This is a genomic window from Gammaproteobacteria bacterium, from assembly GCA_013151035.1.
Classification (GTDB): domain Bacteria; phylum Pseudomonadota; class Gammaproteobacteria; order JAADJB01; family JAADJB01; genus JAADJB01.
On record JAADJB010000014.1, the window covers coordinates 20,282 to 35,931 of the forward strand.

Sequence of the window (15,650 nt, forward strand, 5' to 3'; positions counted from 1 at the left end):
ATGTCTGCTAATCTCTGTCCGCGACTGGATTATTTTCTTACCCGCTATGCGGGAGATGCGGTGTTTGATGATCTGCATACTCGCCTGCATGCGGTTAACCGGGGTAGTGATGATCTGTTGTCTCTTTATCATGCCGTCATCCCGCTGATTGAACAACGGCTCTGGGCGCAGGGGCTTGATGAGGCCTTGCTTGAGCCTTATCAGCAGTTGTTTCAGGAGATGGAAGGGCATATTGCGGGCAAGGGACAGGATGATCGTCATCGTTTTATCATCGTGATTCCGGTGGCGGATCGTCCACAACATCTAAAAACCTGTCTTGATAGCCTGTTGTCGCTGTGTCGCTTGTACGGCTATACCCGTTTACAGGTGTTGATTGCTGATGATAGTGCTGGATGGGATAACATCGATCAGCACCAGCAGATTGCGGCATATTTTAATCAGCAGGGGCTACAGACAATTTATTATGGACAGGATGAGCAGAGGCAACAGATCGCTGACTTGACCATGGATCAACAGCAACAGCTTGCCCCGATTATTGGTGATGGCCATGCCTCAGTGTTTTCTCACAAGGGCGCGTCTATTATGCGTAATATCAGCTACCTCAAGTTGCGTCAGCTTGCAGCCAGGGATGAACGGGTATTGTTTTATTTTATCGATAGTGATCAGGAGTTCAGGGTCAAGGTAGCAACAGTTGATGGGGGCAGGGATTGCTATGCAATTAATTATTTCTATCATTTGGATCAAATATTTTCCAATACAGATGTCTCGATATTAACCGGTAAGGTCGTGGGTGATCCACCGGTATCCCCCTCGGTAATGGCGGCTAATTTTATGGATGATGTGATTCACTTTTTGAAGCGTATGAGGGATTATTCATCCAGCCAGGTCTGCCAGTTTCATCCGATTAACGTGACCGGGGTCGATGATGCTGCCTATCATGATATGGCGGACCTATTGGGTTTCAAGTCGGTATCAAAGCACTATGATTATGCCTGTTCAACTCAGGGTGAACATGATCATAGCGCTTGTTTTAAGGAGTTTTCTGAACAGTTGAATCACTTCTTTGATGGTGAGCATCCAACACGCAAGAGTTATTACCAGCATGAGGATCTATCGGCAGGTATTAAACCGGCACGAACAATCTATACGGGTAACTATATCTTCAGACCCGCTGTATTGAAGTATTTTATTCCCTTTGCCCACTTGAAGTTACGTATGGCAGGGCCAGTACTTGGGCGTATTATCAAGGCGGAGATAAGTGAGGGTTTTGTCTCGGCTAATTTACCCATGCTACATAAGCGCACGATACAGGCTATTGGTGAGTCAGAATTCAGACCGGGTATTGATCGACAACAGAACAGGGTTGATTTATCCGGGGAATTTGAGCGGCAGTTTTTCGGTGATGTCATGTTGTTTAGCATGGAGACATTGACCGCGCAGGGTTATCCGACACAGATGATTCCGGCGGAACAGATAGAGCAATGCCTGTTTGATACCGAGGTAAGGATGTCTCAACAATACCGGCAAAAGCAGCAACAGATTATAGAGAAGATAAATTTGTTGAAGGGTTTATTTTATGATCAGCATCATTGGTGGAGTGATGCCCCGGAGTTGGATCAGGCAAGGGCAGACTTCGGGAAGTTTATTGATAATATAGAACATAATTTTGGCAGAAATTCACCGGCCTATACCATGATTGAGTCAGAGGAGAACAAGGCAATGCATCATCAAGAGATCCTGCAGGCTATTATGGGGTATGCCAAAAATCGTGATGACTGGCAGCAGATGTTGGCTGATGATTAAATCCAGGGTGTTATTCTCACGATAGCTTCGATCTTGTCATCCTCGCGCATGCGGGGATCTATTAACTGGATAATAGTGAATGAATATTTTTATATTAAATACCGGACGATGTGGTTCGACGAGCTTTATCAAGGCCTGCCAGCATATCGCTAATTATACCGCAGCCCATGAATCCAGAGTTACAACACTTGGACAGGAACGACTAGCCTATCCCGATCAACATATCGAAGCCGATAATCGATTGTCATGGTTACTGGGCAGGCTTGACCTGGCCTATGGTGATCAGGCGTTTTATGTACATTTGGTCAGGGCGGTGGAGGATACTACGGCAAGTTTTTCCCGACGTGCAGACTTTGGTATTATGAAGGCCTATCGAGAAGGTATCCTCATGGGTGGGCAAGAGGTTCAGGCAACCAATACAGTGGCACGGGATTATATTGATACCGTTGAGAGTAATATTGAGTTATTCCTCAGAGACAAAACAAGAACAATGAGTTTCCAACTGGAAACCGCCAAGGCTGATTTTTCTATGTTCTGGGACAGGATTGCTGCCGAAGGTAACCTAGAACAAGCGTTGGCAGAATGGGATATTATCCATAATGCTTCGTAGGTAGGATGCATATTACATTATAATTACCCCGAGCATTTATTTTACGCATGAAGTCAGGTCCTCTGTCATCAAAATGACTTTTTAGTGTCACTTATTTGTTATAAAACTTACGTATACTTCTTAATATTCTGTATTCGGAGTGTATATCATGACAGACAAAGTAATACTCATTGTTCTTGATGGTTTAGCGTATAAGACTGCCGAACAATGTATGGGGTTTGTTCAGTCGTTAGGTGAGCAAGGTCGGGCGACTCTTTACAAGGTACAATGCGAATTACCATCGATGTCTCGCCCACTCTACGAGACCATTCTGACGGGCGTGACACCCGCCGTTAGTGGAATCGTTCACAACCAGGTGGTACGTAACTCCAACCAACAAAGTGTTTTTAGTTTGGCGCGTGAAGCGGGATTGTCTACCGCTGCTGCTGCATTTCATTGGTTCAGCGAGCTGTACAACGAAAGCCCTTACAATCCTGTACGAGACCGCCATACCGTCAATACCGAACAACTCATCCAATATGGTTCTTTTTACCACGATGGGCAATACCCTGACGGTCATTTGTACCTTGATGCTGAATTATTACGTCGCCGTTACGATCCTGACTTTCTATTGGTTCACCCTATGAGTATTGATGAAGCAGGGCATCGCTCTGGACTTGATAGTTCTCATTACCGTAATGCCACACGCCGATCCGATAAAGAGTTATCTGAATACCTTCCAGCCTGGATTGAAGCGGGTTACCAGGTTATCATTACTGCGGATCATGGCATGAATACGGATAAAAGCCACGGAGGCTCTTTAGCCGAAGAGCGAGATGTTCCGTTATATGTTATTGGCGATCGCTTCTCTCATCAAACAGGTTGTGCACCAAAACAAACTGAGATTTGCGGTATTGTTTGTGAACTACTGGGACTTCTTGATCATAGTAAACCGGTGACTGAAAATTTATTACTGAATGAAGAGCGGGAACGATTTGAACACAAAATAATAATGGGAGCTTGGTAGCTGACAAGACACTTTTGATACCGAATTATTATTAGGGAATATTTTCCAATTCTTGATGTGTTTTTGAATAACAACTAACCTGTTGTAGCTATTTTATTGACGTATAATTCCTTAAGACGTATGGTTAAATTGTAAATACACGTTACACATGATTAGAATTTAGTGAAAATATATATATGAGATATCTACAAATATTTATATCTGCCGCATTATTGGTCGTAATTAATACTGCAAGTGCAACAGATCTACAGGTTAATATTTCTGGCATTATAGAACCCGAAGGGTCTATAAGAGTTTCTTTGTTCCCTCAAGATAAAAAAGAGCCGTTCCCTCAACCAGTCGATGTAAAACAGCTGGCTACCGATGCAAGAATTGAAGGTGTTTCAGTCGTATTTAAAAATATTGATGCTGGAACGTATGCTATTTCTGTATTACATGACAAAAATAATAATAGTGAAATGGACACATTTTTTGGCATTCCACAAGAACCATATGGTAACAGTGGTGAGTACACTCGCTTTAAGCCTAATTATGAAGACTCAAAATTTGAAGTGAAAAATCAAAAAAGCATCACAATAGAAATTAAAGTTCACTAGCCTGGACGTCGATCGACAAAATACGGCTAAATGCTTTAATCGGGGTTGGTATTGGCAGGTGGAAATAATTCGCTCTGTTTGAGCCTGATCTGTTATACTTCCGCGCATTCGGCGCACTTTCGGTCTGCGCCTCACTCTGTCGTGGTATAAACCCTTCCCGGTACACCCCGCAAAATAACTATCCACCCTGGATCGAACGTAGGCAAAGGCCTTGTGCAGGTTGGTTCTGGAGCATTCTTAAATGTCATTTGATTCCCTCGGTCTGTCGGCCGAATTAATCCGTGCTGTGTCTGAACAAGGCTATAGTGAACCCACCCCGATTCAAAAACAGGCGATTCCGATTATTCTTTCGGGACGTGACCTTCTGGGTGGCGCGCAAACCGGCACCGGTAAGACCGCCGGTTTTACGCTGCCATTACTGCATCTTTTAAGTCAACAGGCACAAGGTAATGGGCATCGTGCTGTACGTGCGTTGATCCTTACACCCACACGTGAGCTGGCCGCTCAGGTGGGTGAAAGTGTGGCGACTTATGGTAAACACTTACCATTAAAGTCAATGGTCATCTTTGGTGGTGTCAAAATTAACCCGCAGATTGCAAAGCTGCGTCATGGTGTCGATATCCTGGTGGCAACACCAGGTCGTCTACTGGACCATGCCAGTCAGCGTACGGTTGATCTTTCCAAGGTTGATATCCTGGTGCTGGATGAAGCGGATCGTATGTTGGATATGGGCTTTATTCACGATATTAAAAAGGTGCTGGCTCTATTACCTTCGAATCGACAGAATCTATTGTTCTCAGCCACCTTCTCGGAGGATATGAAACGCTTGGCAGACAAACTGCTGGATTCACCTGCACTGATTGAAGTGGCTCGCCGTAATACGGCATCAGAGAGTGTTGAGCAGATGGTACATCCGGTTGATCGTGAACGTAAACGTGAATTATTATCCTTCCTGATCGGGTCGCAGAACTGGCGTCAGGTATTGGTGTTTACGCGTACTAAACATGGTGCTAATCGTTTGGCGGAACAGCTTGGAAAAGATGGCCTGACAGCTGCAGCGATTCATGGTAACAAGAGTCAGGGTGCGCGCACGCGAGCACTGGCTCAATTCAAGGATGGTACTGTGCGTATTCTGGTGGCGACTGATATTGCTGCGCGTGGGCTGGATATCGATCAACTGCCGCATGTGGTGAATTTTGAGTTGCCGAATGTACCGGAGGACTATATTCATCGTATCGGTCGTACCGGTCGTGCGGGTCGTGAGGGTGAGGCGATGTCACTGGTCTGCGTGGATGAGAATAAACTGTTGCGCGATATCGAACGTCTGATGAATCGTGAGTTGCCGAAGGTGGTGGTGGATGGTTTTGAACCTGATCCATCAATCAAGCCACAGCCGATCCAGAATGGACGTAACTCGCGCGGTGGCAAGGGACGTTCAGGGGGTAATGGTGGGCATAATCGTGCACGTTCAGGTGGACGTAATTCCAATGCCTCGGGTAAGCCGCATAGGAAACCAGCGGGTTCCGGGAATTCTTCATCGAATCGTGGTAATCGGCGCGCAAGTTAAATCAGGGCCATGCTCTTATGGTTCAAGGTGTGAAGTACCTGTCTTTAGCAGAGACCCTTGCCCGCATGGACGCGGGCATGGAGCCTACAGGGATGTATTCACGGCGTGTCTCTGTTAAAGGCGGGTGCTTCATATCTCTTGCTGTGCCCTGCATGATGACACGGAAGTTGAAATGAGCAATAACGAGACACCATTGGATACTCTGCAACGGGTCTTTGGTTATTCCTCTTTTCGGCCACAACAGCAGACCATTATTGAAGGACTGATTGAAGCTCAATCAGCCTTTGTATTGATGCCAACCGGTGGTGGTAAGTCACTCTGTTTTCAGATCCCGGCACTGCATCGTTCTGGTGTGGCGATTGTAGTTTCACCACTGATTGCCTTGATGAAGGATCAGGTTGATAGCCTGCAGGCGAATGGTGTTGCTGCCGCCTATTATAATTCCAGTCTGTCGGCAGAGGTATCGCGTCGGGTGTTGGCGCAATTCCATGCCGGGGAGCTGGATCTTTTGTATATTGCGCCTGAACGTCTGCTGGGCGATAGCTTCCTGGCACGACTGGAAGAGATCGAGATTGCCCTGTTTGCGATTGATGAAGCGCATTGTGTGTCACAATGGGGACATGATTTTCGCCCGGAATATGTGCGCCTGGGTCGCTTACGTGAGCTTTTTCCGCAGATTCCTCTGATCGCCCTGACAGCGACCGCTGATGCACAGACCCGCCAGGATATTATCTCTCGCTTGCAATTGGGGTCGGCACCTTGTTATGTATCGAGTTTTGATCGACCTAATATTCGTTATACCGTTCTGGAGAAATCCAAACCCTTTGATCAGTTGATTCGTTTTTTGGCTAATCGTCGAGATCAATCGGGGATTATTTATGCCTTGAGTCGTAAACGGGTGGAGGAGATTGCCGGGAAGTTACAGATACAGGGGCTCTCGGCAGAGCCCTATCATGCGGGCATGCCAACCGCACATCGTCAGCAGGTGCAGGAGGACTTCATCAAAGATGAATTACAGATTGTTGTTGCCACCGTGGCCTTTGGTATGGGAATTGATAAATCGAATGTACGCTTTGTGGTGCATTATGATATGCCCAAAAATATTGAGGGGTATTATCAGGAAACAGGACGTGCCGGGCGTGATGGGGTGGATTCTGAGGCACTTCTTTTATACGGGGCTCAGGATGTTGTTATGGCGCGTCGTTTGTTGGATAACAATCAAAACCCGGATCAGCAACGGATTGAGATTCACAAGTTAAATGCGATGGTGGGTTTTTCAGAATCATTGACCTGCCGCCGACGTGTACTGTTGAATTATTTTGCCCAGGTCATGGATCAAGACTGTGGTAATTGTGATGTCTGCCTTGATCCCCCGCAGCGTTTTGATGCCACCGAGCTTGCGCGTAAGGCGTTGTCCTGTGTCTATCGTATACAGCAGCGTTTTGGTATCAAGCATGTTATTGATGTATTGCGTGGGGCGAATAATGAACGCATCCGTCGCTTTGGCCATGATCAGGTCTCGACCTATGGTATTGGCACCGAAATGAACGATGATGAGTGGGGCAGCATTCTGCGTCAGTTGATCCACCGGGGTTATCTGATACAGGATATTGCCAATTATTCGGTGCTTAAATTAACACCCTCAGCACGTCCTCTGTTGCGTGGTGAGATCGCACTGGAACTGGCGCGGCCACGCATTAAGGAAAAGACGCGTAGTAAGAAGGCGAAAAAACATACCGCCTATGGCCCTTATGATGAAAACCTTTTTGAGCAGTTGCGGGTGTTACGTAAACAACTGGCAGATGATCAAGGCGTGCCACCCTATGTGGTGTTTGCTGATGCCAGCCTGATACAGATGGCACAGGATAAACCACAGAATGAATATGAACTGTTAGCGGTATCCGGTGTTGGTCAGCATAAGCTGGAGAAATATGGTGACGCCTTTCTGAATATGATTGTTGAGTACAGTGAAAGTTAAGCACAGGTTTTAGTAAAATAATAGCTCGCTTGCTAAAGATCGTTTAGAATCGTGATAGGTTAATTAATCTTTGGATGAAATAATGAAAAAAGCGTTGATTACGGGTGTAACTGGGCAGGATGGCGCCTATTTGGCTGAGTTTTTGCTGGATAAGGGCTATGAGGTTCATGGTGTTAAACGCCGATCATCCTCCTTTAATACAGGTAGAATCGATCACCTTTTTCATGACCCTCATGAAGACGGTATTCCTTTTTATTTGCATCATGGTGATATGACCGATTCCAGTAGTCTGATGCACATTATTCAGAAAGTGCAGCCGGATGAAATCTATAATCTTGCTGCGCAGAGTCATGTGGCAGTCTCTTTTGAGGAGCCGGAATATACCGCTAATTCTGATGCCCTGGGTGCCTTACGTATCCTTGAGGTTATACGAAGCCTGGGTCTGGAAAAAAAGACGCGTTATTACCAGGCTTCAACCTCGGAGTTGTTCGGCAAGATTCAGGAAACACCCCAAACAGAAAATACACCTTTTTATCCACGTAGCCCCTACGCGGTTGCCAAGCTATATGCCTACTGGATTACTATTAATTATCGTGAGGCCTACGGGATTTATGCCTGTAATGGTATCTTGTTTAACCATGAGTCACCGATACGCGGAGAAACCTTTGTTACACGCAAGATCACTATGGCGCTTGCCCGAATAAAACTGGGTCTGCAAGACTGCCTGTATCTCGGCAATATGGAGGCAAAGCGGGACTGGGGTCATGCCAGAGATTATGTCGAGATGCAGTGGTTGATGTTGCAGCAAGATAAGCCGGAGGATTTTGTGATTGCCAGTGGCGTACAGTATTCGGTGCGTGATTTTGTTAATCAGGCTGCTACCGAGCTTGATATGGCAATTCGTTGGGAAGGAACCGGTGTGGATGAAAAGGGCTATGTCATAAAAGATGGTAAGGATCATTGTGCGGTTGCCATTGATGAGCGTTATTTCCGTCCCACTGAGGTGGAGACCTTGCTGGGAGATGCAAGCAAGGCGCGGGATAAATTGGGTTGGCAGCCAGTAATTACATTTGCTGAGTTAGTCAAAGAGATGGTGGCATCGGATCTGCGTGAGGCTGAGCTGGAATTACCCACTCATGTCAATAACGCACGTTAGACGTGAGATGAAAAAAGGACTCCTTTTATTAACGGGTGGCAGTGGCATGGTTGGCCGCAACCTGATCGAATACAATAAAGATAATAGCTGGGATATACTTGCACCGAGTAGTTCAGAGCTCAATTTAACTGATGCGGATGCTACGCTTGAGTATGTTCAGTCAGTAGCTCCGGATGTGATTATCCATGCGGCAGGTCGAGTCGGAGGGATTCAGGCGAATATTGCTGCACCAGTAGATTTTCTGGTGACCAATATGGATTTGGGCAGGAATATTGTGTTGGCAGGGTATCATGCCGGTGTGAAGCGGCTGTTAAATCTGGGGAGTTCATGCATGTATCCACGCGATGCGATTAACCCCCTGAGCGAGGATATGATTTTGAGCGGCTCACTGGAACCAACCAATGAGGGCTATGCGCTAGCAAAAATTATGACAGCCAGACTTTGTCAGTATATCAATCAGCAGGATAGCGCTTATCAATACAAGACTCTTGTCCCGTGTAATATCTATGGTTGCTATGATAAGTTTGACCCGCAACATTCCCATTTGATTCCTTCTATTATTCATAAACTTCATCAGGCAATAATAGCTTCATGTAATACGGTTGAGATATGGGGCGATGGTGAGGCTCGTCGTGAATTTATGTATGCCGGTGATCTGGCTGATGCGGTTTTTTATATGCTTGATCATTATGAGGATTGCCCTGATCTGATTAATATTGGTATGGGTGAGGACTACACGATTAATCAGTATTATGAAAAGGTGGCTGCTATTGTCGGCTATGAGGGTAACTTTAAGCATAATATGGATCGACCGGTGGGTATGCGACAGAAGTTATTATCAGTGATACGGCAAACAGATATCGGCTGGAGACCGAGGGTGGATTTGTATAACGGTGTGAAAAAAACGTATGAGTATTACACGGTCTATCAATCATGAGTTTCCGCTTTCCATTGGCGACATCAAGTTGGGATAATGATGAATACGCAGCATTACAGCGGGTCATTGATACCGGACGATTCTCAATGGGGAACAGTGTTGCTGATTTTGAAAAAGGTTTTGCCGACTATATTGGTTCGAAATATTGTGTCATGGTGAACTCGGGATCATCAGCCAATCTTCTTATGATTGCTGCCTTGCGCTATACCAATAACCCTGCTTTGAGGATCAAGCCCGGAGATGAGGTGATTGTGCCTGCTGTTTCATGGAGTACGACCTATTACCCATTGCATCAGTATGGGCTAAAGATTAAATTTGTCGATATTGATATGCAGACATTGAACTATGATCTGGATCAACTGAGTGCTGCGATCTCTGATAAAACTCGGCTGTTATTTGCTGTCAATCTATTGGGTAATCCCAATGACTTCAAGCGCGTTAATCAATTGATTGAGGGGCGGGATATTATCCTTATTGAGGATAATTGTGAATCAATGGGTGCTGAAATCAAGGGTAGAAAGACGGGTGGCTTTGGTGTCATGGGCAGTTTTAGCAGCTTTTTTTCGCATCATATCTCAACCATGGAAGGTGGGATGATTAATACGGATGATGAAGAGTTATATCATGTTTTGTTGTCCTTGCGTGCGCATGGCTGGACGCGTAACTTGCCAAAGCATAATCATGTTTGCGGTGAAAAGAGCGATGACCCTTTTAAGGAGTCCTTTCACTTTGTATTACCCGGTTATAATGTTCGACCATTAGAGATGTCGGGGGCATTAGGTCTTGAACAATTGAAAAAATTGCCTTTTATGGTTGAGCAACGTAGAAAAAACGCTCGTTTGATGCAATCAGCATTAACACATGATTCAGGGCTTATGTTACAGCAGGAGACGGGATCCAGTAGTTGGTTTGGTTTTAGCCTGGTGATTCACCCTGATTCTGCCATGCAACGTGAAGACCTGTTACCTTTGTTGAATCAACAAGGGTTTGAGTGCCGCCCCATTGTTTCTGGTAATTTTGCTAACAATGAAGTGGTAGAAAAATATTTTGATTTTGAGATTCATGGGGCATTGCATCATGCGGATTATATTGATCGAAGCGGAATAATGATCGGGAATCATCATTATTCCATGCAGGATGCGGCTGATGTATTGGCAGAGATGATTGCCTCACCGAATTACAAACGATTGCAGTAGGGTGGTTTGATGGCAGGTAGGGTGCGTACCACGCACCATGGTTTTATGGATTCCCGCCTGCGCGGGAATGACAAGTCAGCGGGAATGGCAAGGAGTTAACGTAATAGCGGTAATGATATATAATATCGGATTATTAATCAGAGACTCCCTCGTATGGAGAAGAAAATGCAGCCTTTAGTTGGTATTATTATGGGTTCCAGTTCTGACTGGGATACCATGAAAAATGCAAGCATGACCCTGGATCAGCTGGGTGTAACCTATGAAACCGAAGTGGTTTCTGCGCATCGTACCCCGGATAAATTATTTCAATATGCCGAACAGGCTGCTGGTCGGGGTATCGAAGTGATTATTGCCGGTGCCGGTGGTGCGGCGCATCTACCAGGCATGGCCGCTGCCAAGACGATATTGCCGGTACTGGGTGTGCCGGTGCAATCGAAGGCATTGAAGGGTATGGATTCTCTGCTTTCTATCGTACAGATGCCTGCCGGTATTCCAGTTGGAACGATGGCAATCGGTAAGGCGGGTGCAGTGAATGCGGCATTGCTGGCAGCAGCCATGTTAGCCAATCATTATCCAGAAATCCGTAAGTCCCTTGAACACTATCGTACGCAACAGACAGAAGCGGTATTGAATAACCCGGATCCGGCGGCTGCATGAGAATTGGTATATTAGGCGGTGGTCAGCTTGCGCGTATGCTGGCACTGGCGGGTATTCCATTAGGACAGCGCTTTGTTGTGCTTTGTCCAGGAGATGACCCGGGTGCAGCAACAGTGGCTGAACACCTCCATGCTCGTTTTGATGACAGGAATGCACTGGCAGAGCTGGCACAGCAAGTGGATCTGGTAACTTATGAATTCGAGAATGTGCCGCCTGAATCGGTTGACTACCTGAGTGATACCTTGCCTGTTTATCCCCCTCCCGGGGCATTGGCAACGGCGCGTGATCGTTATCGGGAAAAGACCCTGTTCAATAAACTTGGAATTGGTACCGCTGCCTTTGTAACCCTGGATACGCTGGCTGACCTGCAACAGGCTATTGAACGTATTGGTCTACCGGCAATTATCAAGACCCGTACTGAGGGTTATGATGGCAAAGGGCAACAGTTAATACGGGATGCCTCACAGATTCCTGCCGCATGGGAGTCGATGGCGGGTGCTAAAGCAATTGTTGAGGCCTTTGTTCCCTTTGATCGTGAGGTATCAATTATTGCCGTTCGCAGTGTCTCGGGTGAGCTGGCCTTTTATCCCTTGAGCGAGAATCAGCATAAAGAGGGTATTCTGCGGCAATCAAGGGCTCTGATTAATGATTCGATGCAGGAAAAAGCAGAGTTCTATGCGGAACGTTTGTTGACGCACCTTGATTATGTCGGGGTGCTGGCGATAGAGTTTTTCCAGATCGGTGATGAATTATTAATCAACGAGATGGCACCCAGGGTACATAATTCAGGGCACTGGACCATTGAGGGTGCCCAAACCAGTCAGTTTGAGAACCATATCCGGGCGATTCTGGATCTGCCCTTGGGATCGACGGCTGCACTTGATCCATCGATAATGATTAACATTATTGGTGAATTGCCTGATAGTGGCGAGGTGTTGAGTCTATCCGGTTCGCATCTGCATCTATATGATAAAGAGGAACGATCCGGGCGCAAGCTTGGGCATGTTACGCTGCATTCGGCTGATGAATCCGTGTTACAGGCAGGTTTAATCGCATTGGCTCGGATGAAGGGTATCGATTTATCCTGAATTAAAGGGTATTGACCCCTTTTCTTGTTATTAAAATCTGCGTACAATGCACTTCTCGGTAGCAATGCTGAATATCCCTTATACGGGCCGTTAGCTCAGTTGGTAGAGCAGGTGACTCTTAATCACTTGGTCGAAGGTTCAAGTCCTTCACGGCCCACCATATAAATCAATAGCTTATACGTTTGCATTCCTCTATTCTTATTCGATAACATCAATAAAATCAGGAGTTTAGCCTTGATATTAAACCCGAATCCAAAAATTACTATTGAGGATGTTCATGGTGTAGATTGTATGATAATCGATGATGCCTTTCTTGATCCGGATGCTTTGCGTGAATACGCGAAGAGTTCCCTGCATTCGCCTCGCAACATAAGAAACCCGATCGGTTATGAAATACACCCTGTTGATCTGAATGAGAGGTTGCCAGATTATGCGGTTGAACTTGCCGGTATGATCCATAAGCATATCGGTGAAAACATCTGTAATTTTTTTGGTTTGAATCCATCAGAAGTCAAGCTTGAGGTATTTAAAGGACCTTATTTTAATTGCGTCGGTGTTGATAAAATCCCGGTTTTTACACCGCATGTGGATATCGGTCATGTTTCTTCTTTTGCGTATCTGGTGCTGCCTGAAAATTGTGCAGGTGGCACACGGATTTATCGGCATATTCCCTCCGATAAGATATATGTATTGCAGGAAAATAGTCATTCTTTAGCAGGCTTAATGAAAAAGACATTGACAGAACCGCTTGTAGAAAGCACTGAAGAATGGGAAATGGTTCAGTATTTTGAGATGAAATACAATCGTCTTATTGCATTTAACTCCAGTTCGATTCATAAAATCGATTTAACCGGAGGGCGGTTTACAATGCAGATAGAAGCTACGCGTTTATGTTTGAACGCATTTTACAGGTATGTCTACCCTGATGGTCGCCTTGCCTCCAGAAAAGCGACCACATAGTTCGCTAAATCGGTTTTTTGTGGATCAGTGACAGGAACACTTTGTGCTAACATCCTGTTTTAATGGATGAGTTGTTTACTATAATGAAAAAAGACATTCAATATTATCTGCCTGAGGGGTTGTCATATCAGCTCTCGGGTGATCTCGGAAAGGCTGAGTCCCAATACCCTGAATAATCTGGGTATAGCTTTAATAAAATAACCATCAAAATAGGTCATGGAGTTCGCATCTTGATTCAGTGGTAATAGTGCAGAAATGCCAGCTAATGTGCGATTGTTGCCCGGCGCTATAAATAGTTCGACATTATTCTTCCCACCGCTTGCACTGGCAACCCCAGGCAGTCAGCAATAACAGTGGCAATAGTGGTTCGCTTAAAAAAACGTATAGAATTGACGCGTGAATTTTGTCATGTGTGCGCCTTTATTTTTATCCGGTTTCTCATTTTAAGCTTCTCATTATAGTTATGTGCATGTTATGAATAGGCTGTTTCTACGTTAAAGATACACCTATCTATATAATATTCAAGTAGATAACGTGACTATGCTTTATGGTTTTTATCTTGTCTGGTTAATGTATATTAATCTTTATTCAATAGCATAATCACGTTACAATGTGCGTATCTGTGGTTATGCTATTGATGTTTTGCGAGGGTGGTGGAATTGGTAGACACGCTGGTTTTAGGTACCAGTGGGGGAACCCGTGAGAGTTCGAGTCTCTCCCTTCGCACCAATTTTTTTATGTTGTTGAATTTTTTGAGTATTTAGAGGTGGTTTTATGCAAGTCTCCGTAGAGTCAGTGGGCGAATTAGGTCGCCGTATGACCATTCAGTTACCCGCAGAACGGATTGATACTGAAGTAGATAGTCGGTTGAAGTCTATGGTGGGTACGATTCGTCTTGATGGTTTTCGTCCGGGTAAGGTGCCTTTTAAGGTGATTCAACGCCGTTTTACCAAACAGGTGCGCGGTGAAATCCTGAATGACACGATGTATGCCACCTTTCAAGAGGCGTTAACACAGGAAAATCTAAAACCTGCGGGGGCACCTTCTCTGGAAATGCAGAAAAATGCGGCGGGTGAAGATATTGAATACCGGGCAACCTTTGAAGTGTATCCCGATATCACCCTGACCGATCTAACCGATACCAGTATCGAGACACCGGTTACTGCGATTAGTGATAGTGATGTGGATGATGTGCTGGATAAGTTGCGTAAACAGCGTGTTGAGTGGTCACCTGTTGATCGTGCCGCACAAAAGGGTGATCAGTTGACCTTTGATTTTGATGGTAGCATCGATGGTGAAAGTTTTGCCGGTGGTTCCGCCAAAGATTATCAATTGGAACTGGGCTCTGGTCAGTTTATCTCGGGCTTTGAGGATGGTATGGAAGGCGTTTCAGTGGGTGAAGAAAAGACCCTGGATCTTAAGTTTCCTGATGATTATCAAGCCACTGAGCTGGCGGGTAAGGCGGTACAATTTGCCGTTAAGGTCAATGTGGTTGCTGAACCCAAGCTGCCAGATCTGGATGATGACTTTGTTGCCGGCATGGGTATTAGTGAAGGTGGTGTCGAGGCATTGCGTACCGAGGTACGTGACAATATGCAGCGTGAGATGGATCAGAATGCGCAGTCAATTATTAAAAACCGAGTGTTTGAGATATTGATGGAAAAGAACCCAATTGAGGTTCCATCGGCATTACTTGAAGAGGAAGTCGCCCGTATGCTGGAGGAGTCTGCCAGTAAGGTGGCGACTCAATCTCAGGATAAGGATGCTTTACGTGCTGTGTTTGAAAAAAGTGCGTATCGTCGGGTTTCGTTGGGTTTGATTATTGGTGAGATTATGAAACAGCATTCGATTCAGCCCGATCAGGATCGTATGCGCCAGACCATTGAAAAAATGGCTGCCAGCTATGAGGATCCTGCGTCTGTTGTTCAACATTATATGGATACACCTGAGCTTTTACAGGGTATTCAGGGCGTTGTAATGGAAGAAATGGTGGTAGAGTGGCTATTGGGCCAGCTACAGGTTGAAGAAAAGAAAATGAATTTCCAGGAATTAATGGAAACTCAGCAGACAAATCTTTAAGGAATCATCAGTGATGA

General features: G+C 45.5%; 13 protein-coding genes and 2 tRNA genes. All 15 read left to right on the forward strand.

Going from position 1 to position 15,650, the window contains the following annotated elements:
- The 15 genes from GXP22_03045 (at position 1) to GXP22_03115 (ending at position 15,633) form a co-directional block, all read left to right on the forward strand.
- On the forward strand, positions 1-1,803 hold the full coding sequence (locus GXP22_03045) for a glycosyltransferase family 2 protein (GenBank protein ID NOX08462.1): 1,803 nt from the start codon (positions 1-3) through the stop codon (positions 1,801-1,803).
- 79 nt (positions 1,804-1,882) lie between these two features.
- Positions 1,883-2,413 (forward strand): hypothetical protein, encoded by a 531-nt coding sequence (locus GXP22_03050; protein ID NOX08463.1) that lies wholly within the window; start codon positions 1,883-1,885, stop codon positions 2,411-2,413.
- A gap of 148 nt (positions 2,414-2,561) precedes the next feature.
- Entirely contained in the window at positions 2,562-3,419 is an 858-nt protein-coding gene (locus tag GXP22_03055) for an alkaline phosphatase family protein (protein ID NOX08464.1), read from the forward strand.
- Between the two features lie 176 nt (positions 3,420-3,595).
- On the forward strand, positions 3,596-4,015 hold the full coding sequence (locus GXP22_03060) for a DUF2141 domain-containing protein (protein NOX08465.1): 420 nt from the start codon (positions 3,596-3,598) through the stop codon (positions 4,013-4,015).
- Positions 4,016-4,256: 241 nt separating this feature from the next.
- Positions 4,257-5,582: an ATP-dependent RNA helicase RhlE gene (rhlE, locus tag GXP22_03065; GenBank protein ID NOX08466.1), complete on the forward strand. Its 1,326-nt coding sequence runs from the start codon at positions 4,257-4,259 to the stop codon at positions 5,580-5,582.
- Between the two features lie 172 nt (positions 5,583-5,754).
- The gene (recQ, locus tag GXP22_03070; GenBank protein ID NOX08467.1) at positions 5,755-7,560 is read left to right on the forward strand and encodes a DNA helicase RecQ; all 1,806 of its coding nucleotides are present in this window, start codon (positions 5,755-5,757) and stop codon (positions 7,558-7,560) included.
- A 79-nt stretch (positions 7,561-7,639) separates the two neighbouring features.
- Complete coding sequence (gene gmd, locus GXP22_03075; protein ID NOX08468.1) at positions 7,640-8,716, forward strand: GDP-mannose 4,6-dehydratase; 1,077 nt, start codon at positions 7,640-7,642, stop codon at positions 8,714-8,716.
- A gap of 7 nt (positions 8,717-8,723) precedes the next feature.
- Positions 8,724-9,653, forward strand: a complete 930-nt coding sequence (locus GXP22_03080; protein ID NOX08469.1) for an NAD-dependent epimerase/dehydratase family protein — start codon at positions 8,724-8,726, stop codon at positions 9,651-9,653.
- Complete coding sequence (locus GXP22_03085; GenBank protein NOX08470.1) at positions 9,650-10,849, forward strand: DegT/DnrJ/EryC1/StrS family aminotransferase; 1,200 nt, start codon at positions 9,650-9,652, stop codon at positions 10,847-10,849. The genes GXP22_03080 and GXP22_03085 overlap by 4 nt, the downstream gene beginning before the upstream one ends.
- A 165-nt stretch (positions 10,850-11,014) precedes the next feature.
- Positions 11,015-11,506, forward strand: a complete 492-nt coding sequence (gene purE, locus GXP22_03090; GenBank protein NOX08471.1) for a 5-(carboxyamino)imidazole ribonucleotide mutase — start codon at positions 11,015-11,017, stop codon at positions 11,504-11,506.
- Positions 11,503-12,594, forward strand: coding sequence for a 5-(carboxyamino)imidazole ribonucleotide synthase (locus GXP22_03095; protein NOX08472.1), 1,092 nt, complete (start codon positions 11,503-11,505; stop codon positions 12,592-12,594). Before purE ends, GXP22_03095 begins: the two co-directional genes overlap by 4 nt.
- Before the next feature lie 84 nt (positions 12,595-12,678).
- Positions 12,679-12,754 (forward strand) — tRNA-Lys (locus tag GXP22_03100).
- A 131-nt stretch (positions 12,755-12,885) separates the two neighbouring features.
- Positions 12,886-13,554, forward strand: coding sequence for a hypothetical protein (locus tag GXP22_03105; GenBank protein NOX08473.1), 669 nt, complete (start codon positions 12,886-12,888; stop codon positions 13,552-13,554).
- A gap of 644 nt (positions 13,555-14,198) precedes the next feature.
- A tRNA-Leu gene (locus tag GXP22_03110) sits at positions 14,199-14,283 on the forward strand.
- Positions 14,284-14,328: 45 nt separating this feature from the next.
- On the forward strand, positions 14,329-15,633 hold the full coding sequence (locus GXP22_03115; GenBank protein ID NOX08474.1) for a trigger factor: 1,305 nt from the start codon (positions 14,329-14,331) through the stop codon (positions 15,631-15,633).
- The last annotated feature ends 17 nt before the right edge of the window (positions 15,634-15,650 follow it).